This window comes from Treponema sp. UBA6852 (genome assembly GCA_002449305.1).
GTDB lineage: Bacteria > Spirochaetota > Spirochaetia > Treponematales > Treponemataceae > Treponema_D.
On record DKDI01000010.1, the window covers coordinates 1 to 20,021 of the forward strand.

At 38.7% G+C, this 20,021-nt stretch carries 16 protein-coding genes; 12 read left to right on the forward strand and 4 right to left on the reverse strand.

Translation table 11 applies throughout. The features are described 5' to 3' along the window. Positions 1-350 precede the first annotated feature (350 nt). A complete protein-coding gene (gene proB / locus B3209_RS02665; protein ID WP_296689752.1) occupies positions 351-1,184 on the forward strand; it encodes a glutamate 5-kinase in 834 nt (277 codons plus the stop codon). After that, the gene (proC, locus tag B3209_RS02670) at positions 1,181-1,960 is read left to right on the forward strand and encodes a pyrroline-5-carboxylate reductase (RefSeq protein WP_296662264.1); all 780 of its coding nucleotides are present in this window, start codon (positions 1,181-1,183) and stop codon (positions 1,958-1,960) included. The genes proB and proC overlap by 4 nt, the downstream gene beginning before the upstream one ends. A 2-nt stretch (positions 1,961-1,962) precedes the next feature. On the opposite strand, the gene B3209_RS02675 is transcribed toward proC, so the two are convergent. Both B3209_RS02675 and B3209_RS02680 read right to left on the reverse strand, forming a co-directional pair. Further along, positions 1,963-2,784, reverse strand: a complete 822-nt coding sequence (locus B3209_RS02675; RefSeq protein ID WP_296689755.1) for a GNAT family N-acetyltransferase — start codon at positions 2,782-2,784, stop codon at positions 1,963-1,965. Between the two features lie 2 nt (positions 2,785-2,786). After that, positions 2,787-4,169, reverse strand: coding sequence for an MATE family efflux transporter (locus B3209_RS02680; protein WP_296010750.1), 1,383 nt, complete (start codon positions 4,167-4,169; stop codon positions 2,787-2,789). Positions 4,170-4,224: 55 nt separating this feature from the next. On the opposite strand from B3209_RS02680, the gene B3209_RS02685 reads away from it, so the two are divergent. The 6 genes from B3209_RS02685 (at position 4,225) to pdxT (ending at position 10,184) form a co-directional block, all read left to right on the forward strand. Further along, the gene (locus B3209_RS02685; protein ID WP_296662262.1) at positions 4,225-5,724 is read left to right on the forward strand and encodes an OmpA family protein; all 1,500 of its coding nucleotides are present in this window, start codon (positions 4,225-4,227) and stop codon (positions 5,722-5,724) included. A 5-nt stretch (positions 5,725-5,729) separates the two neighbouring features. Beyond that, entirely contained in the window at positions 5,730-6,200 is a 471-nt protein-coding gene (locus B3209_RS02690) for a low molecular weight protein-tyrosine-phosphatase (protein WP_296662261.1), read from the forward strand. Positions 6,201-6,278: 78 nt separating this feature from the next. After that, positions 6,279-7,196 carry a LysR family transcriptional regulator gene (locus tag B3209_RS02695; RefSeq protein ID WP_296662260.1) on the forward strand — a complete coding sequence of 306 codons (918 nt, stop codon included), beginning with the start codon at positions 6,279-6,281 and terminating at the stop codon, positions 7,194-7,196. A gap of 108 nt (positions 7,197-7,304) precedes the next feature. Beyond that, positions 7,305-8,585, forward strand: a complete 1,281-nt coding sequence (locus tag B3209_RS02700) for an O-acetylhomoserine aminocarboxypropyltransferase/cysteine synthase family protein (protein ID WP_296662259.1) — start codon at positions 7,305-7,307, stop codon at positions 8,583-8,585. Between the two features lie 166 nt (positions 8,586-8,751). Further along, positions 8,752-9,630, forward strand: coding sequence for a pyridoxal 5'-phosphate synthase lyase subunit PdxS (gene pdxS / locus B3209_RS02705; protein ID WP_296662258.1), 879 nt, complete (start codon positions 8,752-8,754; stop codon positions 9,628-9,630). Then, entirely contained in the window at positions 9,627-10,184 is a 558-nt protein-coding gene (pdxT, locus tag B3209_RS02710) for a pyridoxal 5'-phosphate synthase glutaminase subunit PdxT (RefSeq protein ID WP_296662257.1), read from the forward strand. Before pdxS ends, pdxT begins: the two co-directional genes overlap by 4 nt. Before the next feature lie 9 nt (positions 10,185-10,193). On the opposite strand, the gene B3209_RS02715 is transcribed toward pdxT, so the two are convergent. After that, positions 10,194-11,738, reverse strand: coding sequence for a phospholipase D-like domain-containing protein (locus B3209_RS02715; protein ID WP_296662256.1), 1,545 nt, complete (start codon positions 11,736-11,738; stop codon positions 10,194-10,196). Positions 11,739-11,859: 121 nt separating this feature from the next. Here B3209_RS02715 and B3209_RS02720 point away from each other — a divergent pair, with 121 nt between their 5' ends. The 4 genes from B3209_RS02720 to B3209_RS02735 are packed head-to-tail and all read left to right on the forward strand — an operon-like array spanning position 11,860 to position 19,330. Then, the gene (locus tag B3209_RS02720) at positions 11,860-15,795 is read left to right on the forward strand and encodes a phosphoribosylformylglycinamidine synthase (RefSeq protein ID WP_296662255.1); all 3,936 of its coding nucleotides are present in this window, start codon (positions 11,860-11,862) and stop codon (positions 15,793-15,795) included. Positions 15,796-15,810: 15 nt separating this feature from the next. Further along, a complete protein-coding gene (locus B3209_RS02725) occupies positions 15,811-16,794 on the forward strand; it encodes a thioredoxin family protein (RefSeq protein WP_296662254.1) in 984 nt (327 codons plus the stop codon). Further along, positions 16,794-18,068 carry a hemolysin family protein gene (locus B3209_RS02730; protein ID WP_296662253.1) on the forward strand — a complete coding sequence of 425 codons (1,275 nt, stop codon included), beginning with the start codon at positions 16,794-16,796 and terminating at the stop codon, positions 18,066-18,068. The genes B3209_RS02725 and B3209_RS02730 overlap by 1 nt, the downstream gene beginning before the upstream one ends. Then, positions 18,065-19,330 (forward strand): hemolysin family protein, encoded by a 1,266-nt coding sequence (locus B3209_RS02735; RefSeq protein WP_296662252.1) that lies wholly within the window; start codon positions 18,065-18,067, stop codon positions 19,328-19,330. Before B3209_RS02730 ends, B3209_RS02735 begins: the two co-directional genes overlap by 4 nt. On the opposite strand, the gene B3209_RS02740 is transcribed toward B3209_RS02735, so the two are convergent. Continuing rightward, on the reverse strand, positions 19,325-19,975 hold the full coding sequence (locus B3209_RS02740) for an AAA family ATPase (protein WP_296662251.1): 651 nt from the start codon (positions 19,973-19,975) through the stop codon (positions 19,325-19,327). The genes B3209_RS02735 and B3209_RS02740 overlap by 6 nt on opposite strands. Positions 19,976-20,021: the final 46 nt, after the last annotated feature.

Here is a 20,021-nt window from a genome sequence, read left to right on the forward strand (position 1 = left end):
CCAAGTGGAAAATACAATATTCTTGAGTTTTTTAACAAATTCCAGAAGAAAATCAAATATTCCTGAAGTTTTTAAAGGATTCCAGACAAAAATAAAATTTTCCTTAAAGAATTTTTCCCTTCTTTTATAAAATTCCCCGATGTGATATAAATTCTGTAAGATTGAATATTGAATTTGTTTTGTAAAAAGTAAATTGAATATGCGGAAAGAAAAAGAAAGCGGCAACCGAGCCGTTTTGAGCAATGTTGGCTGGTCCGATTCCATTTACGCTCAACTTGGCGAATTGACGTGCTTTTTCTTGCCGCATTTCAGTTTTTTTGTAATTCTTTAATCAATTTTAAGGAAGTTTTATGACACCGCAGGAAGTTATCGACAAGGCTAGGAAAATCGTAATAAAAATTGGAAGCAACACGCTTGCAAAGAACGACGGAACAATCAATGTGGATTTTATGGAAACATTTGCGTCGGAATGCGCGGCTTTGATTTCAAAGGGAAAGCAGATTATTGTTGTTTCTTCCGGGGCGCAGGTTGCAGGACTTTCCACGATAAGCGGCTGGGCGCATAAGGGCGACATTCATTACAGGCAGGCTTTGTGCGCGATTGGTCAGGTTGAGCTTATGGACAAGTGGCGTGAATCGTTCGGCAAGCAGAATCTTCATGCGGCTCAGCTTCTTCTTACAAAAGAGGACTTCATGGATTCTCACCGCACTTTGAATATAAGGAATACTTTGTTCACGCTTGTTGACGAAGGCGTTGTTCCGGTTATAAATGAAAATGACTCTGTCGCCACGGACGAGTTCTGCATTGGAGACAACGACAATCTTAGCGCGCTTACTGCTGTTCTTTGGAGCGCGGACTTGCTAATTCTTTTTAGCGACATCGACGGAATCTACACGGATAACCCAAAGACAAATGAAAACGCCGTTCTTGTTGAAACTGTTGAAAATATCAATGAGCTAAAAAATCAGATTACAATCAACGGAAAAAGCTCTTTTGGAACTGGCGGAATTTCTACAAAGATTGAGGCGGCAAAAAAAACAACAGCTTCTGGAATTCCTCTAATACTTGCAAATGGAAAAAAAGAAAAAGCCCTGGAAAAACTTTGCAATGGAGAGTTGAAGGCCACGGTTTTTACAGCTGATGAAAATGCTTTATTCAATGCGATAATGGGAGGAAGCAAATGAAAATTGGATTCATTGGAATGGGAAACATGGCGAAGGCGATTGCCTCTGGCTTTATAACTTCAAGAAAAATCCAGAAAGAAGATATTTTTGCCTTTGCTCCGAATCAAGAAAAGCTTAAAAAGAATGCCAGCGAGATTGGCTTTGTTCCGTGCGAAAGCATTTTGTCTTTGGCGGATTTATGCGATGTTTTTATAATGGCGTGCAAGCCTTACCAGATAGAAGGTGTTCTTGCTGAAATAAAGGAAAGTCTTTTTGGAAAAGTTTTGGTTTCTGTTGCCGCTGGCTGGAGCTATGAAAGATTCCACGGGATTCTTGGAGATGATGTCCGTGTTCAGTGCATAATGCCGAATACTCCTGCGATGGTTGGAGAAGGCGTGATGCTTTTTGAAAAGGAAAATTCTTTAAATGCAGGCGAGCTTGAAAAAATAAAAGATTTGTTTTCTTCGCTTGGAATTATAGAAGAACTTCCTTCAAATCTTATGGGAATTGGCGGCGCAATAAGCGGCTGCGGTCCTGCATTTATGGATTTGATAATTGAAGCCTATGCTGATGCCGCTGTCAAATATGGAATTTCAAGGCAGACAGCTTATAAAATTGTTTCACAGACAATGCTTGGCAGCGCGAAGCTTCAGCTTGAAACAGGAATTCATCCGGGAGCTTTAAAAGATGCGGTTTGTTCTCCAGGCGGGACTACAATTCGTGGCGTGGATTCTCTTGAAAAAAATGGTTTGCGCGGAATTTGCATTTCAAGCATTGACGCTATAATGAAAAAATAAATTTATTTGTAGTAAAGCATTTCGTATTTTGCAAACGATATAAAGCCGGCTTTCTTGTATGCGCAGATTGCCGGTTTATTTTTTTTGTTTACGAACAAGACTGATTTTTTATTTTCTTTCTGAAATTCTTCAGCGAGCTTTTTTACAAGAGTTGAAGCAAAGCCTTTTGAGCGGAATTCTTTTTGTGTGAAAACTCCGCCAATCTGAATAAAATTTTTTGAAATTGCGTTTGTCTGGGCTTTTGCGCAAAATGAATTTTCTTTTTTGACTGCAAGAACTTTTTGTGTGCGAAGAATTTTTTCAAGTTTAAGTCTTTCAAGCGCAAGATTTATTTTTTTCCATTCAGGCAAAACTTCTTCTTGAGTATATGAAATGTGCAGCGGAAAAAGTTTGTCGGCGTCTTGCAAGGAGCATTTTGTAATTTCCAGATTTTTTGCTGAAATATTTTTGCTTTGCGTGTATTCCATAAAAAGCATTTCTCTTATGTCGTCCGGTTGAATTTTTTTCAGCTTGAAAATTAGCTTTCTGATTTTTTCCGCTTCGTTTTTTTCTCCCATTATGCAGGAAATTTTCTTTTCATAAAAAAAATTGCAAAGTTCTTTTTCACTTTCTTTTGTGGGCTTTGGAATAAAGCTTGTAAGAATTCCGCCTTCTGAAAAATAAAAAACGCCTAAGATTTCAGTTTCAAAAATTATATAAAGCTCTTTGCTTTTTTGCATTGCCATTTGCATAAGCTGGCTGCAAATCTTTTCATGCGGCAAAAGAAAGTTTTCTGCTTTGACAAAAAATTCTTCGTTTTCTGCGGCTTGGATAATTTTTGGCATTTTTAGTTTGTAATGTCTCTGAGCCATTTTCCAGATTTAAGGCGCAAAAGTCCCGCAAACGTTTTGAGAAATCCTTCTGAAAGCAAGCACAAGTAAATAAAGTTTGGCGGCAGATTAAAAACAAAAGCTGCTATGTATCCTGCAGGAATTGCAACGCACCACATCCAGAAAATGTCATGGAACGCGGCATATTTTGTGTCTCCTCCGGCGCGGCAAAATCCTACAATAAAGAACATACAGAATGCGTTGAACGGATAAAAACAAATCAGTTCTATAAGCATTTTTTTTGCTTGCAAGAGAATTGAAGAATCCACATTAAAAATGTACGGAAGCATTGATGAAAGCGGATAAAGGAAAAGTCCGATTAAAGCTGCGCAAGATGGAAGAAACCAGGCGAATCTGTAAGTGTAAAGTTTAGCTTCTTCAAAATTTCCGGCTCCGATTTTTTTGCCAAGGATTATTCCGGCCGCGTTTCCCGTTCCTATAAAGAAAACCCAAGTAAGCTGCGAAATTGTTCCTGTTATATTGAATGCTGCGATTGCGTCTGTTCCTGTATGCGCGAAAATGGAGTTCTGAAATGTTATTCCCATCCCCCAAGCGGTTTCGTTTAGCAGTACTGGCAATGCGACTGAAATATATTTTAAAACGAATTTCTTACTGAAAGAAAAATAGTTTTTTAAAGATCCTAGGATTTCAAATTTTTTCACAGATGAATATATCAAAAGAACAGAAGTTCCGGCTGCTCTTGAAATTACAGTTCCGATTGCGGCTCCGGCAACTCCCATTGGCGCAATTATAAAAAATTCAGTTTTTAGTCCGAATATAAAAATATAGTTGAAAACCGCGTTCAAGATAATTGAAATTGTTGTGCATATCATCGGAAGGTATGCATGGTTTGTGCTTTTGAATGCGAATTCAAATGGAAAAGTTATTGCAAGAAAAATATAGCTTATTGCAACATATTTTAAATATTTTGCGCCATACTGAATTACAACTGGATCTTTTGAATAAAGGCTGATTAAAAATTCCGGGATAAACAAAGCCGCTATTGTAAAAGCAATGGAAACAAAAATTGAAAATCCGAGCATTATTCCTAGCGTTTTTTGAATTCCCTTTATATCATTTTTTCCCCAGAATTGAGAAATAAAAATCGCGCCGCCAGAAGATGTTCCAAAAAGAATCATGTTCAGTATAAAATAAATTTGATTTCCAAGTCCTACTGATGCGATTTCCGCGGCTCCAAGCTGGCCCACCATGATTGTGTCTAGCATGTTTACAAAAACTTGCATTAAGTTTTGAAGAGTAATTGGAAGTGCAAGTGAAAAAAGTGTTTTGTAAAATCCAGGAAGATGTGTTCTTATTAAAGCTGCATTTTTTTCTGACATAAATTCTATTCTATAAAAAATGAAAGATTGTGTCATTACTGCCGATAATTTAAATATGAAGAAAATTTTTTTGTCAGCAGTATTTTTTTTGTTTTTTCAAAATGCTTTTTGCCAGAATGTGCTTTTAAAATATAACGGAAGTGGAAGCTATGTTTATATTGAGCGTACCGATGTAAGACGCTACGATAATGGAAAATATACTGGACTTGTTAGCCGGGAAGTCCGCTCGTTTATTGCTCCAACTTCTGTTCCTTCCGGCGGAAAATTTTCAGACAGATATTATGACGGAAGTTTTTTTATAGATGAAGCTACAAAGAGAAATTCACGTGAAGTAAATCTTGGCATAAACGGAGCAGTTCCTTCAAGCTTTAAAATTTCTTCAGATGGAATGCTGACAATGCTTGTTGACAATGGCTATCCGTCTTTTAGAAGTTTTCCATCTTTTACAAATCAGCGCATAAGCATCGGAGACAAATGGCAGGCAAAAGCCGAGCGTGTTGTTGATCCGCTTAACAAAGGAATTTTTACAAAGCTTCCGATTTTAGTTGAATACACTTATCTTAAGGACGAGCTTTTTCACGGAGAAGAAGTTTATGTTTTTAGCGCGCAATGGGCAACTCGCTACGGAATTTCCTACTGGGATTTTGCAGGCGACAAGGATTTGAAATCAGCGCAAGGAAGCCACAAAGCTACAATGTACGTAAGCAAAAAAAGTGGAAATGCTCTTGTTGTGCGCGATATGGTTGACGAAACTTTTATTTACAATGACGGCAACAGCTATTCGTTTAAAGGCTCGATTTCCATGTTCACGGAATATCCGCCGGCTTACGACAAAAGCAAACTTATTCCGGCGTTGCAGCGTGTAGCTTCTGTTTCGGAAAAAGAGCTTAAAGAAATTCTTGAAAAACCTGCGAATGAAAGCAACTGGATTGAAGGTGAAAAAAAATCTATTGATTCAATGAAAAACAATGATTTTGAATCCGGCATAAATTCAGGAAAAAGTAATTCTTCTTCCGCTGAAAAGAAAATTGCAAAGGCAGGAAATCAAACTTCTGGAGCAAAAACAAATGGAAGTGGCTCTGGAAAAATGAAAAATCAGTCTCAGAAAAAAAAGAATTCTATGGATGAAATTCAGTCAAAAATTTCAGCTGGAAAAAATCCCGCTTCAAATTCAAAGTCAGAAAAAAAAGTTATTGTGGAAAATACGGCGGCAGGAATTCGACTCACAATGCAAAATTTGAATTTTAAGCCGGACAGCGCAGAGCTTTTGCCTGGAGAAAATGAGCGGCTGGATCAAATTGCGCAGGTTCTAAAAGAAGTTCCTGAGCAGATGTTTCTTGTAGAAGGACACACTGCAAGCGTTGGCTATGAAAAAGGCGAAATGAAGCTTTCTGTTGAGCGCGCAGATTCTGTTGCAACTGCTTTGATTCAAAGAGGAATTCCACGTGAAAAATTTATATGCAAAGGCTCAGGCGGAACAAAACCAATTGCGGACAACTCAACTTCTGAAGGAAAAGCAAAAAACCGCCGTGTAGAAATTACGATTTTGGAATAGAAGCTATGATAAAAATTCTTTTTGTTTGCCACGGAAATATTTGCCGTTCTCCAATGGCTGAATTTGTAATGAAATTTCTTGTAAAAAATGCTGGGCTTGAAAATAATTTTTTAATTGAATCAAAAGCTACAAGCACGGAAGAAATTGGAAATCCGCCGCATCCTAAAACTTTAAAAAAGCTTGCGCAGCAGGGAATTCCTGTTTTTCCGCATAAGGCTGTTCAAATGAAAAAATCTGATGCTGAAAAATACGATTTTATAATTGGAATGGATAATTTTAATTTAAAAAATATTCAGCGGATTTTGGGAAGCAACTTTAATAAAAATGTTTTTCTTTTGCTTGATTTTACTTCACGGCCCGGAAATATCGCAGATCCTTGGTATACAGGAAATTTTGATGAAACTTTTAACGACATTTGGGAAGGATGCTCTTGTTTTTTGCAAAAATTAACTAAAGGAAGTTTTGGAAAGGGTTAAAAATTGTTTTTAAACTACCGTTAGTTAACCAAGAATAACGATAGTTAGTTTCTATATTATTTATATTAGGATATTTTTATGACATTGCAGCAGCTTCATTACATTATAGGCGTTTCAGAATCTGGCTCTTTGAACAAGGCGGCGGAAAACCTTTATGTTTCGCAGCCTTCCCTTACATCCGCGATAAAGGAAGTTGAAAAGGAATTCAGTATTTCAATTTTCAACCGTTCAAGCAAGGGAATTTCTTTGACACAAGATGGAAAGGAATTTATTCAGTATGCCCGGCAGATTTATGCGCAGTATGAGAATCTTTTGGAAAAATTTGGAGAAGGATTTCAGCGTAAGAAAAAATTCAGCGTGTCGTGCCAACATTATTCTTTTGCCACAAAATCTTTTGTTGAACTTGTAAAAAAATTCGGAACTTCAGAATATGAATTTTCGATTTTTGAAACAAAGACTCTTGACGTAATCGAAAATGTTGCGACCCAAAAAAGTGAAGTAGGAATTCTTTATATGAGCGATTTCAACAGAAAGGCAATCAAGAAAATTTTAAATGCAAATGATCTTGTTTTTGAAAAGCTTATTGACTGCAAAGCTTATGTTTATCTTTGGAAAAATCATCCGCTGGCAAAAAAAACTTCAATTTCTCTTGAAGAGCTAAAAGATTATCCGTGCCTTTCTTTTGATCAGGGCGGAAACAGCTCATTTTATTTCGCAGAGGAAATTCTCACGGAAAACGAATATCCAAAAACAATCAAGACAAGCGACCGCGCCACAAATTTAAATCTTATGGTCGGCTTGAACGGATACACTCTTTGCTCGGGAATAATTTGCGAAGAACTAAATGGCTCTGATTTTGTTGCTGTTCCTTTTAAATCTGACAAGGAAAATCCGAACAGCATAATGGAAATCGGATACATTTTAAAGAAAAACATAATTCTTTCAAAGACAGGCGAAGAATATATTGAGCAGCTGAAGTCTTATTTAAAGGCATAGCTCGTTATAAAAGAAATCTATATCTCCGCATAAAAATTTAATATTATTCATGCCTTTTGAAATTTGCTATTCTTTCCTCAGAAAATAAAACTTTGCTTGGAGGAAAATATGAGCTACAAATTCGAAACGCTTCAACTTCATGTAGGACAGGAAAACGCTGACCCGGCCACAGATTCAAGGGCTGTTCCAATTTATCAGACAACGAGCTATGTATTTCATAATTCACAGCATGCGGCGGATCGCTTTGGACTAAAAGATGCTGGAAACATTTACGGACGCTTGACAAATTCAACACAAGATGTTCTTGAAAAAAGAATTGCGGCTCTTGAAGGCGGAGTTGCTTCTCTTGCAGTTTCTTCCGGCGCGACTTCTATAACTTATGCAATTCAGGCTTTGGCAAAACAAGGCGAACATATTGTTGCGCAAAAAACAATTTACGGTGGAAGTTATAATTTGCTTGCCCACACTTTGCCGCTTTACGGAATAACAACAACTTTTGTTGATGCCCATAATCTTTCTGAGCTTGAAAATGCGATTCAGCCTAACACAAAAGCTGTTTATATTGAAACTTTGGGAAATCCGAATTCTGATATTCCAAACATCGGCGCTATTGCAAAAATTGCGCACAAGCACGGACTTCCGCTTGTTATTGACAATACTTTTGGAACTCCGTATTTGATTCGCCCGATTGAGCATGGAGCGGACATTGTTGTGCATTCCGCAACAAAATTTATCGGTGGACACGGAACAACTCTTGGCGGAATTATAGTTGACTCTGGAAACTTTGACTGGGAAAAATCCGGTCGCTATCCATGGATTTCTGAGCCTAACCCAAGCTATCATGGAGTTTCGTTTTCTAAGGCTGCTGGAAAGGCTGCTTTTGCAACTTACATCCGCGCGATTTTGCTGCGTGATACAGGAGCTGCGATTTCTCCGTTTAACGCTTTCCTTCTTCTTCAAGGTGTAGAAACTTTGTCGCTTAGAATTGAACGCCATGTTGAAAATACCAAAAAGGTTGTCGAGTACTTGAAAAATAATCCGCTTGTTGAAAAAGTGAATCATCCTTCGTTGCCAGAGCATCCTGACCATATGCTTTATGAAAAATATTTTCCGAACGGCGGTGCCAGCATTTTTACTTTTAATATCAAGGGCGGAAAAGAAGAAGCATGGAAATTTATTGACAGCCTGAAAATTTTCAGTTTGCTTGCAAATGTTGCGGATGTAAAATCGCTTGTTATTCATCCGGCTTCAACAACTCACAGCCAGCTTTCTGATGCAGAGCTTGCAGACCAAGGAATTGCCCAGAATACAATCCGCCTTTCCATTGGAACTGAACATATCGATGATATAATTGCCGACTTGGAAAATGGATTCAATGCATTGAAATAATTTTCTTTAACTAAGGTTTCCCCGGTTTTCTTTTATAGATTTCCGGGGATTTTTTTTGCGAAAAATGAAATTTAACTGATATTATCAAAATTTAAGAAAACTGAATATTTATATCATACCAGATTTTTGTTAGTTTTTTTACAAATAAAATTATGCGAGGAAAAATATGGAATCAGGAAAACAGTACGAATTGAATAAAAATCTTGCCCAGATGCTTAAAGGTGGCGTGATTATGGACGTTACAACTCCAGAGCAGGCAAAGATTGCAGAAGAAGCTGGAGCTTGCGCGGTAATGGCTCTTGAGCGGATTCCGGCGGATATAAGAGCGGCTGGCGGCGTTTCCAGAATGAGTGATCCAAAAATGATAAAAGGAATTCAAGAAGCGGTTTCAATTCCTGTAATGGCAAAGTGCCGCATTGGACATTTTGTGGAAGCACAGATTTTGGAAGCAATTGAAATTGACTATATTGATGAAAGTGAAGTTCTTTCTCCTGCCGATGATGTTTATCACATCAACAAGAAAAATTTTAAAGTTCCGTTTGTATGCGGTGCAAAAGATTTGGGTGAAGCTTTAAGAAGAATTAGCGAAGGCGCGTCAATGATTAGAACAAAAGGCGAGCCTGGAACCGGAGATATAATTCAGGCTGTCCGCCACATGAGAAAAATGAATTCTGAAATTTCAAGAATCATTTCTATGCGTGAAGACGAGCTTTATGAAGAAGCAAAAAATCTTCAAGTTTCTTATGAGCTTGTAAAGTTTGTGCATGAAAACAAAAGATTGCCTGTTGTTAATTTTGCGGCTGGCGGTGTTGCAACTCCTGCCGATGCGGCTCTTATGATGCAGCTTGGTGCGGAAGGAGTTTTTGTTGGTTCTGGAATTTTCAAGTCAGGAAATCCAAAGAAAAGAGCGGCTTCAATTGTAAAGGCTGTTACAAATTTCAATGATGCAAAACTTATTGCCAAGCTTTCAGAAGATTTGGGCGAAGCTATGGTTGGAATCAATGAAAGTGAAATAGCTATTCTTATGGCAGAGCGCGGAAAATGAGAGTGGCAGTTCTTGCGCTTCAAGGTGCGTTTTTAGAACACGAGAAAATGCTTGAGTCTTTGAGCGTGCCTTGCTTTGAGCTTAGAAAAAAATCGGACTTGGAAAAAGACTTTGATGCTATTGTTCTTCCGGGCGGAGAAAGCACAGTGCAGGGAAAACTTTTGCATGAGCTTGAAATGTTCGAACCATTAAAGCAACGCATTGAATCTGGAATGAAAGTTCTTGCAACCTGCGCAGGTCTTATTCTTCTTGCTGAAAAAATCGAAAATGACTCAAGAATTCATTTTGGAACAATGCCGGTTTGCGTAAAAAGAAATGCTTACGGCCGCCAGCTTGGAAGTTTTTTTGCAGAGGAAACTTTCGGGAATCTTGGAAAAATTCCAATGACTTTTATCCGCGCGCCTTATATTGAAAGTACCCGGGAAGATGTTGAAATTCTTTCAAAAGTTGACGGAAAAATTGTTGCTGCAAAGTTTAAAAATCAAACTGCGCTTAGTTTTCATCCGGAACTTAACAGCGATACAAGGCTTTACGAATGGTGGATTAAAAGCTGAATGAAATTTCTAAACTAGCGGCGCGAAAATTCTAAAAATTCTTCCAAGCATTTTTACAATCAGCGGAAGTTTTTTATAGTCGTCCAATGTCATTTCTTTGCACGAAAGTTTTGTAAGCTCAATGTCTCGCTGGATTTTTTCTATAACGGATTTCTTGTAAATAAGAAGTCCGTCTTCAAAGTGATGGAAAAGGCTTCTGTAGTCAAGGTTTATTGAGCCTACAGTTGCTATTTTTCCATCGCTTGTAAAAAGTTTTGAATGTATAAATCCCGGCAAGTAAAGATAGACGTGGACTCCGTTTTCAACAAGTGTCTTTAAAAAAGTTTTTCCAATGCAAAATGTCAAAAAATGGTCAGGCTTGGAAGGAACGATAAGAGAAACGTTTATTCCTCTGCTTGCCGCAAAAATCAGCGCGCTTTTTAGCTGATTGTCGATTATGATATACGGAGTTGTTATGCAGACATTTTGTGTTGCCTTTGACGAAATGTAGAGGCAGATGTTTTCTGCGATGTCTTTTTCATTGTAAGCGTTATCGGCATAAGGAATCAAAAGTCCTTCGCTGAAATGTTTTTCCTGCGCTAATGGAAAAAACTTTTCGTAACTTTTGTTCTCTTTCTTTTCTGGAAATTTTGCGAGGTTCCACATTTGCAGAAAAAGCGCGGTGTAAGTTTTTGTTGCGTTTCCACGGATTTTTGCAGCGGAATCTTTCCAGTATGAAAACTTGTTTTGTCCAAAGTTAAAATATTCATTTGCAAGATTCAGTCCGCCTGTGTAAGAAATTTTTCCGTCGATTACTGCAATTTTTCTGTGGTCGCGGTTGTTCTGCTGCAAGTTGAAAACAGGAGTCAGCGGCATATAAATTTTTGATTTTATTCCAAGGCTTGCAAGGTATTTATGATAAATTTTAGTGGATGCAAGCACAGATCCGATTCCGTCGTAAAGAACTCTGACTTCCACTCCTTCGCTGACTTTTTGTTTTAGAACTTCAAGAATTTTCTGCCATGAGTCATCGGGCGTTATTATGAAAAATTCTAAAAAAATAAATTCCTTTGCGCTTTTAAGTTCCTGCATAAAATCCGGAAAGAAATCTTCCCCGCACGAAAAATATTCAACATCAGAGTCTGTGTATGCGGGAAAATTTCCGCTCTTGTAAAGATAAAATGCAAGGTCGGAAATTTCTGGAAATGATGTTTTTGTTTCCGCAGATTTTGGAACGAATTTCCAGGTTTGAAGCTCGCTTTGTTCAATTTTGTTTTTGAGCCTGAAGTTCCGCGTTGCCATTTTTGTATAGACATAAAGTGAAATTCCGAACAGTGGAAAAATCATCGTTGGAAGAAGCCACGCGATTTTGAATTCGTTTTTTCCTTCGCAGTTTGAGAGGTAAGCCATAAAAATAAAGCTTAAAAGCAAGTTGACTCCTGCAAAGTAAAAGAAGTATGGAGAAAACTTTATTATGAAAAACAGATACATGCAAATCTGCATTGCAAGCAACAAAAAGCAGAAAACCACACGGCTGTAAATAAAACGCTTAAAAAGCTTTAGTTTTTTCTTCATATAATAAATTTATTCAAACCGCATTTTATTTTCAACAGAATTTAATGGAAATTGTTTATTGCATTGCGCTTCAAAATTCAGTTACGTTGAACAAATGGCGGTTTTGCTATAAAATATGCGAATGTTTCGTATCTATGTTGAAAGAAAGGCCGGTTTTCAGAATGAAGCGGCGCGGATTTTTTCCGAGATTACAGGTTTTTTAGGAATTGGTGGAGTTACCGGCGTCCGTTATTTCAACCGGTATGACATAGAAAATGTCGCAGACGAAGTTGCAAAGGCTTCTGCTGTAAGAATTTTTTCCGAGCCTCAAAGCGATTTTGTTATTTACGATTCACTTGAAGTTCCTGCTGATGTTACTCAGATTATATGGGAATATCTTCCGGGGCAGTATGACCAGCGTGCGGACAGCGCAGAACAGTGTCTTACACTTTTGCGTGAAGGAATGAAGTCTGCCACAAAAGTCGGAACAGAGCCGCCTGCTGTAAGATGCGCAAAAATTGTTTTTCTTGAAGGAAGCGTTTGCGCAGATGACGTTTTAAAAATCCAAAAATATCTTATAAATCCGGTTGACAGCCGGCTTACAGACAGTTCAAAGCCTGCAACTCTTAAAATGTCTTCTATTATACCAGCTGATATTGCAGTTGTGTCTGGATTTATTTCAAAATCAGAAAGCGAACTTGATTCATATAGAAAAGAACTTGGTCTTGCCATGGATTTGGCTGATGTTAAATTTATGCAAGATTACTTTAAGTCAATAAACCGTGATCCGACCTTTACAGAAATCCGCGTTTTGGACACTTACTGGTCAGACCATTGCCGCCATACAACGTTCCTTACAGTTTTGGACGATGTAAAAATTGAAGACGGACCTTATGCTTCCGCATTAAAAAAATCGCTTGAAAATTATAAAGCTGTGCGAGCCGATTTGTATGCCGACCGCAAAGACAAGCCTGTTACTTTGATGGACATGGCCTGCATTGGAGCAAAGTATCTTCGCAAGCACGGAAAACTTGACGACCTTGAAGTTAGCGCGGAAATAAATGCCTGCTCTGTTTTTATAGATGTTCATTACACAAGCGGCGAGCCTGACGAACGCTGGCTTTTGCAGTTTAAAAATGAAACTCACAATCATCCTACAGAAATTGAACCTTTTGGTGGAGCGGCAACTTGTATTGGAGGGGCAATCCGTGATCCTCTTTCTGGACGTTCCTGGGTTTATCAGGCAATGCGTGTTACTGGAGCTGCTGACCCTACAGTTCCTTTAAGCCAGACGCTTCCTGGAAAACTTCCGCAGATGAAACTTACACGCGAAGCTGCCCAGGGGTTTTCTTCCTATGGAAATCAGATCGGCTTGACTACAGGACAAGTTTCTGAAGTTTATCATCCGGGCTACGTTGCTAAGCGCATGGAGCTTGGAGCGGTTATTGCTGCTGCTCCTTGTGATCAGGTTATGCGCGAAGAACCTGAAACAGGAGATGTTGTAATTCTTCTTGGCGGTGGAACTGGACGCGATGGAATTGGAGGCGCAACTGGTTCTTCAAAAGTTCACGATGTGAAGTCTGTTGCAACTGCTGCAGCCGAAGTTCAAAAAGGAAACGCTGTAGAAGAGCGTAAAATTCAACGCCTTTTTAGAAACAAAGATGTGTGCCGTATGATTCGCCGTTCAAACGATTTTGGCGCGGGCGGAGTTTCTGTTGCGGTTGGCGAGCTTGCTCCTGGGCTTGATATAAACCTTGATGCTGTTCCAAAAAAATATGAAGGTCTTGACGGAACAGAACTTGCAATTTCAGAAAGCCAGGAAAGAATGGCTGTTGTTGTACGCAAGGAAGACGCTCAGAAATTCATATTGGAATGCAATAAAGAGAATTTAAATGCGGTTGTAGTCGCAGTTGTTACAGATACAAACAAACTTGTAATGAAGTGGCGCGGAAAAACAATCGTAGACATTGACCGTTCTTTCCTTGATACAGCTGGAGCAGAACATCATGCGGTGGCTTCAATAGAAAGTCCTGCAGAACAGAAAAATTCCCCTTTGGTTCATCCTCTTGAATCAGTTGAAAAAATTCTTCTTGAAGATTCAGAAAATCCGGACATAAAAGAAGCGTGGCTTTGCAATATGAACGACTTGGCTTGTTGCAGTCAGCGCGGACTTGGCGAGCGGTTTGACGGTTCTATTGGAGCAAGTTCAGTTCTTATGCCTTACGGTGGAAAATATCAGGGAACGCCAGAAGCAGGAATGGCTGCAAAAATTCCAGTTGTTTCCCCGCGCGAAACTTCTACAGTCAGCCTTATGAGCTACGGTTTTGATCCTCGTGTTTCCCAGTGGTCGGCATGGCACGGCGCGCAGGTTGCAGTTCTTTCTAGCTTGGCAAAAATTGCCTGTATGGGCGGAAAAACCGACACTTGCCGTCTTACATTCCAGGAATTTTTCGGACGTGCTGTAACAGAAAAAACTTGGGGTTATCCTGCAGCCGCATTGCTTGGTTCTATTGATGCCCAGCTTGCAATGGGAACTGGCTCAATCGGCGGAAAAGACTCAATGTCTGGAACTTTTGAAAATCTTAATGTTCCGCACACATTGGTTTCTTTTGCCGTGAATGTTGATGATGTAAAAAATGTTGTGAGTGGTTCTTTCAAAAAAGCGGGAAGCAAAGTTTTCCTTGTGAGCGTTCCATATTCTGCGGAGCTTGTCCCAGATTTTGAAGTGTTCAAGAAAAACACTGCTGCGCTTTACAAGCTTAACAGCCAGAAAAAAATAAATACGATGTATCCGGTTTGCGCCGGCGGAATTGCAGAAGCATTGAGCAAAATGTCGCTTGGAAATAAAATCGGAGTTTCCTTGGACACAATTCCTTTAAGCTGCACAGCTGCCTCTGGAATAAAAGAAGCTGACGTTAGCGATTTGTTTACTCCGCTTTATGGTTCGATTTTAGTTGAGTCGGATTTTGACCTTGATTCAGAAAAAGATTTTGCTGAAGGAACTGTTTCTAAAATTGGAGAAACTATTTGCGAGCCTAGCATTGAACTTGAAGATGTAAAAATTTCTCTTGATGAAATTGAATCTGCATGGGAATCAAAGCTTGAAAAAGTTTTCCCTCCAGTTTCTGGCGCAGAGCTTCAGCCTTCATTGCCTTCTTTTGCATTGAAAGAACACGAGTCGCTTGAGGAAGCTAGGAAAAAATCTTCTTCCTTTGAATATTCTGCTGGAAAGACAAAGCCAAAAGTTGTAATTCCTGTTTTCCCTGGAACAAACTGCGAATACGACATGGCACGCGCATTTAACTTGAATGGCGGAGAAACAAAAATTGTTGTGTTCCGCAACAGAACTCCAAAAGATTTGGCTGAATCCTTAGATTTGTTTAAGGCGGAAATTGACAAGGCTCAAATTCTTGCTTTTGCAGGTGGATTCAGCGCAGGAGACGAGCCGGACGGTTCAGGAAAATATATAGCTAATGTAATCCGCGAGCATAGAATTGCAGACAGCATAATGGAGCTGCTTAAAAAGCGCGATGGCCTTGTGCTTGGAATTTGCAACGGTTTTCAGGCACTTATAAAAACAGGTCTTGTTCCTTATGGCGAAATAAAAGAGCCTTCCGCAGATATGCCGACACTTACTTACAATAAAATCGGACGGCACATAAGCAGAGTTGTGCGCACAAGGATGGTCAGCGCAAAAAGTCCATGGGCGCAAGATTTTAGTGTTTTGAATTCAAAGATTCACCTTATTCCAATAAGCCATGGAGAAGGACGCATTGTAATCAGCGAAGAACTTGCAAAAAAACTTTTTGAAAATGGGCAAGTCTTTACTCAATATGTTGACGAAAATGGAATTCCTTCAAGAACTGAGCCAGACAACCCTAATGGAAGCCTTTTTGCAATTGAAGGTCTTACAAGTCCAGATGGCCGTGTTCTTGGAAAAATGGGACACAATGAGCGAACAATGGGAACTGACAACGGCGGCTCAAGCATTGACCTTATAAAAAATATTGCGGGAATGGATTCAAATGAAAGTTCTTGCCAGAATATTTTTGCAGCAGGAATAAGATATTTTAACTAATTTGTGGAGAGAAAAATGAAAAGAAATGGAATTTTTATTGCAGCTTTTGCAACAGTATTTCTTCTTGCTTCATGCGGCGCGCCAAAGTGGTATTCAGATTTTGATTCTGCAAAGGAAGCTGCAAAAAAGCAAAAGAAGGATATTTACCTTTTGTTCAGCGGAGATGACTGGGCGGAAACAAGCAAGCCTTTTAAGGAAAATATTGTTTTAACAAAAGATTTTTCAAAGGAATTTGGAAAAGAATATGTTTTTGCAAATTTGGATTTTTCTCAGACTGAATATGCAAAGACAAATGTTCCAGAAAATGCTTCAGAAGAAGAACTAAAATCCGCCGCGAAAATCAAAAAGTCCTACGAAAAAAAGGAATTGCTTGCGCGCTATTATAATGTCCGCAAATGGCCATGCGCATATCTTGTTTCAAAAGACGGATATGTTTTGGCTTATGTTGATTTTGATGAAAAAAACGAAAGCACTTTTGAAGAGTACTCTGCAAAAATGAAAGATGCCGGACAGGAAGCTTTAAAGACAAAAGAGTTGATAGAAAAAGTTGAAAAATCTTCCGGCATAGAAAAAGCTCAGGCTATAAATGAGTTGGTTGAAAATACAAGGCAAGAACATTGTTTCCTTTTAAAAGATTTGATTCAGGAATTTATTGTGCTTGACTCGCAGGACTCAACAGGACTTTTGGGAGATTATGAAGTTCGCAACGCTTACAATAAATCGCTTGAAGCATTTGCGCAAGGAAAAGATCCCGCCGAGCCTTTCGAGCAGATTGCGGAAAAAAGTTCCCTTTCAGATTTGCAGCGTCAAGAAGCAATGTACATGGCGGCTTATGTTCTTGTAAATTTGCCGGATATTGATTTTGAGCGTGTTCAGCAGTGCTTGGAAAAAGCCTACAGCATAAAAACAGAAGGCGGATATTCAGAGGAAATCTTAAAGGCTTTGGAAACCGTGCGCAAATTTTCAGCAATAAAAGAAAATCAGGAGAGCAAAAAGTAGTGGATTCTCTGGCTGTTCCCTTGCCGGCACTTTTGGCAACTGCGGTAGTTCTTATTGTTCTTTCGACAATTTTTTCCGCCGCAGAAAGCGCTTTTTTTTCAGTTAACAAACTCCGTGTGCGCCTTTTGCGTGGAAAGCAAGACAAGCGCGCAATCCGTGTTTGGAATCTTCTTAAAAACAAAGACAGGCTTATAAATACTCTTCTTGTTGGAAACAATATCGTCAACATTGCCCTTTCAGCAGTTTTTACTTTTATAGCGGTCGGACTTTTTGGTTCGGCTGGAATCGGGCTTGCAACTTTTGCCGTAACAATTTTGCTTTTGGTTTTTGGTGAAATTACGCCTAAAATTATTGCAACGCATCATCCAGAAGCGGTCGCGTTTTTCTTTAGTTTTTTTGTTCAGGTTATTGAAACGCTTCTCTTTCCGCTTGTAATGGTTTTCACTTCTTTTTCAAGGCTTGTGCTGAAAGTTTTTAAAATCAATGTAAAGCCAAAAAAAGTTTCTTACACTGAAGAGGAAATAAAAACTTTCTTGGACGTTGGATGCGAGCAGGGAATTTTAAAAGTGAATGAAAAAAACATGATGTCTCAGGTTTTTAAGTTTACTGACCTTGAGGCAAAGGACATTATGATTCCCCGCAAGCAAATCAAAGCTGTGAGCGTAAATGATTCTTATTCCGACATTATTGAAAAAGCCCAGCGTTTTGGTTTTTCCCGCTTCCCAGTTTATAAAAAAGACATTGATGATATTGTGGGAATTATCTATATAAAAGATATGCTGTCGTTCAAAAACAGGACTTCAGAGTTTAGTGTGCAAAAGACAATGCGTCCTCCCCTTTTTATTCTTGAAACAAAAAAAATGTCCGGAGTTCAGCAGATGCTTTGGGAAAACCGGCAGAGCATGGCAGTTGTAATTGATGAATATTCTGGAACTTACGGAATTTTAACAAGAGAAGATATTGTCCGTGAAATTTTTGGTCCTGTTACAGATGGAAAAAATATCCGTGCGCATAAAGCAAATCTTATAATTGAAAATACTCACGAATGCGAAATTGACGGTTTTGCTCGTCTTATTGATTTGAATGAAAAGCTTGGAATAAATCTTTCCTCTGAAAATTGCGAAACTATAGGCGGCTTTATTTGCGAAAAACTTGGCTCAATTCCGCAGGAAGGAAATTTCGTTGTTGCGGAAGGATATAAATTCACCGTTATAAAAATGGAAGACAACCGTGTAAAAAAAATCAAAATGCAAAAAGACGGAGAGCAAAAATGAGCGCGTTTTATATTCTTTTGAATCTTTTTGCAATTGCATTCCTTTTGTTTTTAGGCGCATTTTTTTCAGCGACAGAAACAGCCTTTACCAGCATTTCAAGAATTTCTGTAAGGCAAATGCTCAAGGAAAATTCAAAGAATTCAATAAGAGTTTACAAAATAAAATCGGAACTTGACCAGCTTATTTCAACTGTTTTAATAGGAACAAATTTTGTAAATACCCTGAACTCTTCGATTGCTACGGCTTTTGCACTAAAAGTTTTCGGGGCGGAATATGTTTCGTTTGCCACTGCCGCAATTACGGTTTTGGTTATTGTTTTTGCTGAAATAATTCCAAAGACATTTGCAAGTTTTAATCAGAAATTTGTAACGCAGAATTCAGCTGTTCCAATTTTGATTATTCAAAAAGTATTTTTTCCTGTAATATGGCTTTTCTTTCAGTTTACAAAGCTTCTTGATTTTCTTGAAAAAAAACTTGTAAAGGCAAAACGCCCTTTGATTACAGAAGAAGAACTGAAGGCGCTTATTGCAATCGGGGAAAACGAAGGCACTCTGGAGCAGGACGAGCGTAAAATGCTTGAGCGGATATTTGAATTTTCAGACTTGAATGTTCACAATATAATGAGGCATCGTTCGCTTGTGCGCCATATTTATGCATCGGATTCTTTTGAAAATGTAATAAAAGTTTTTGAAGAAACCGGCTACTCAAGAATTCTGGTTTATGAAAATGGCAGTGAAGAAATTGTGGGCGTGCTTTATTTTAAAGATGTTCTTTTCGCTGATAAAAAAATTTGCTCTTGCAATGATTTTGTGCGCCAATGTATGCAGCCTGTTCTTTTTGTGCCGGAAACTTTGAGCGCGATTGAGCTTTTAAAGAAATTCAAATCTGAAAAAAACAATTTCGCAGTTGCTGTAAATGAATACGGTGAAATGACAGGAATTGTAACTTTGGATAATATTCTGCATGAAGTCTTTGGAAGAATTACAGATGAGCACGGCATGGCAGATGTTCCTCCAGAAAAGCGCATAACACTTGTTGGTGTGAATGAATTTCTTGTTCCTGGAGACATGAAGCTTGATGACTTGAACAATGTTCTTTACATGAATCTTTCAAGTGAAAATTTTGACACTTTAGGCGGATGGCTTCTTGAGCGGTTTGACGAGCTTCCGGCTGTAGGCTCTGTATATAAAAAAGACGGGACGCTTTTTATTGTTGAAGATCAAAGTGCCCGTCGTATTCAGACTGTAAGAATCAAGTTATGATTCCTTTGCAATTTGTGCAATCATTTTTGCGGTTTTTTCCATTCCAAGGAGGGAACTGTTTATAAGCATATCGTAGTGCGCTCTGTTTCCCCAAGTGCGCTCTGTGAAAGTGTTGTAATGGTTTGCTCTTCTTTTGTCTATGAGCTTTACATCGCGTTCCGCTGTTGCAGGATCAAGTCCTTTTGTTTTTATTGCGTACTGAACTTTGTCAGCAAGCGGCGCATAAATAAAAATATTCAAAATATCTTTTCTGTCAATTTCCTCGCAGTGGCGCAAAACATAATCCGAGCAGCGGCCGACAATAACACAAGGTCCTTTTTTTGCAAGCTGAATTATGGCGTTTCTTTGCGCATTGAAAACCTGATCGGCAAGAGGAGCTGTTGATGTTGCAGAGTTCATTCCAAGATGCATTGAGCCTGTTCCCGGTGTGGCATAACTTGCTCCAAGCAAAAGAGTGTAAAGCCATCCAGAAGAAATGTTCTGTTCGTTCTTTTTTATAAAATCAGGATGAAGTCCAGAATCCTTTGCTGCAAGGTCGATTATTTCGTTATCATAAAACGGAATTCCAAGTTCCTTTGCCACGATACTTCCGATTGTATGTCCGCCGCTGCCATATTCACGGCTTATAGTTATGTACTTTTTCATGTTTGTCCTCCAGTTTTTTTATATTTTATCACAGTTTTTTAGGAAG

Bases quoted from the DNA above. Each gene is read 5' to 3' on its own strand.
- proB (WP_296689752.1), top strand. From the start codon at position 351: ATGACACCGCAGGAAGTTATCGACAAGGCTAGGAAAATCGTAATAAAA.
- proC (WP_296662264.1), top strand. From the start codon at position 1,181: ATGAAAATTGGATTCATTGGAATGGGAAACATGGCGAAGGCGATTGCC.
- B3209_RS02675 (WP_296689755.1), bottom strand. From the start codon at position 2,784: ATGCCAAAAATTATCCAAGCCGCAGAAAACGAAGAATTTTTTGTCAAA.
- B3209_RS02680 (WP_296010750.1), bottom strand. From the start codon at position 4,169: ATGTCAGAAAAAAATGCAGCTTTAATAAGAACACATCTTCCTGGATTT.
- B3209_RS02685 (WP_296662262.1), top strand. From the start codon at position 4,225: ATGAAGAAAATTTTTTTGTCAGCAGTATTTTTTTTGTTTTTTCAAAAT.
- B3209_RS02690 (WP_296662261.1), top strand. From the start codon at position 5,730: ATGATAAAAATTCTTTTTGTTTGCCACGGAAATATTTGCCGTTCTCCA.
- B3209_RS02695 (WP_296662260.1), top strand. From the start codon at position 6,279: ATGACATTGCAGCAGCTTCATTACATTATAGGCGTTTCAGAATCTGGC.
- B3209_RS02700 (WP_296662259.1), top strand. From the start codon at position 7,305: ATGAGCTACAAATTCGAAACGCTTCAACTTCATGTAGGACAGGAAAAC.
- pdxS (WP_296662258.1), top strand. From the start codon at position 8,752: ATGGAATCAGGAAAACAGTACGAATTGAATAAAAATCTTGCCCAGATG.
- pdxT (WP_296662257.1), top strand. From the start codon at position 9,627: ATGAGAGTGGCAGTTCTTGCGCTTCAAGGTGCGTTTTTAGAACACGAG.
- B3209_RS02715 (WP_296662256.1), bottom strand. From the start codon at position 11,738: ATGAAGAAAAAACTAAAGCTTTTTAAGCGTTTTATTTACAGCCGTGTG.
- B3209_RS02720 (WP_296662255.1), top strand. From the start codon at position 11,860: ATGTTTCGTATCTATGTTGAAAGAAAGGCCGGTTTTCAGAATGAAGCG.
- B3209_RS02725 (WP_296662254.1), top strand. From the start codon at position 15,811: ATGAAAAGAAATGGAATTTTTATTGCAGCTTTTGCAACAGTATTTCTT.
- B3209_RS02735 (WP_296662252.1), top strand. From the start codon at position 18,065: ATGAGCGCGTTTTATATTCTTTTGAATCTTTTTGCAATTGCATTCCTT.
- B3209_RS02740 (WP_296662251.1), bottom strand. From the start codon at position 19,975: ATGAAAAAGTACATAACTATAAGCCGTGAATATGGCAGCGGCGGACAT.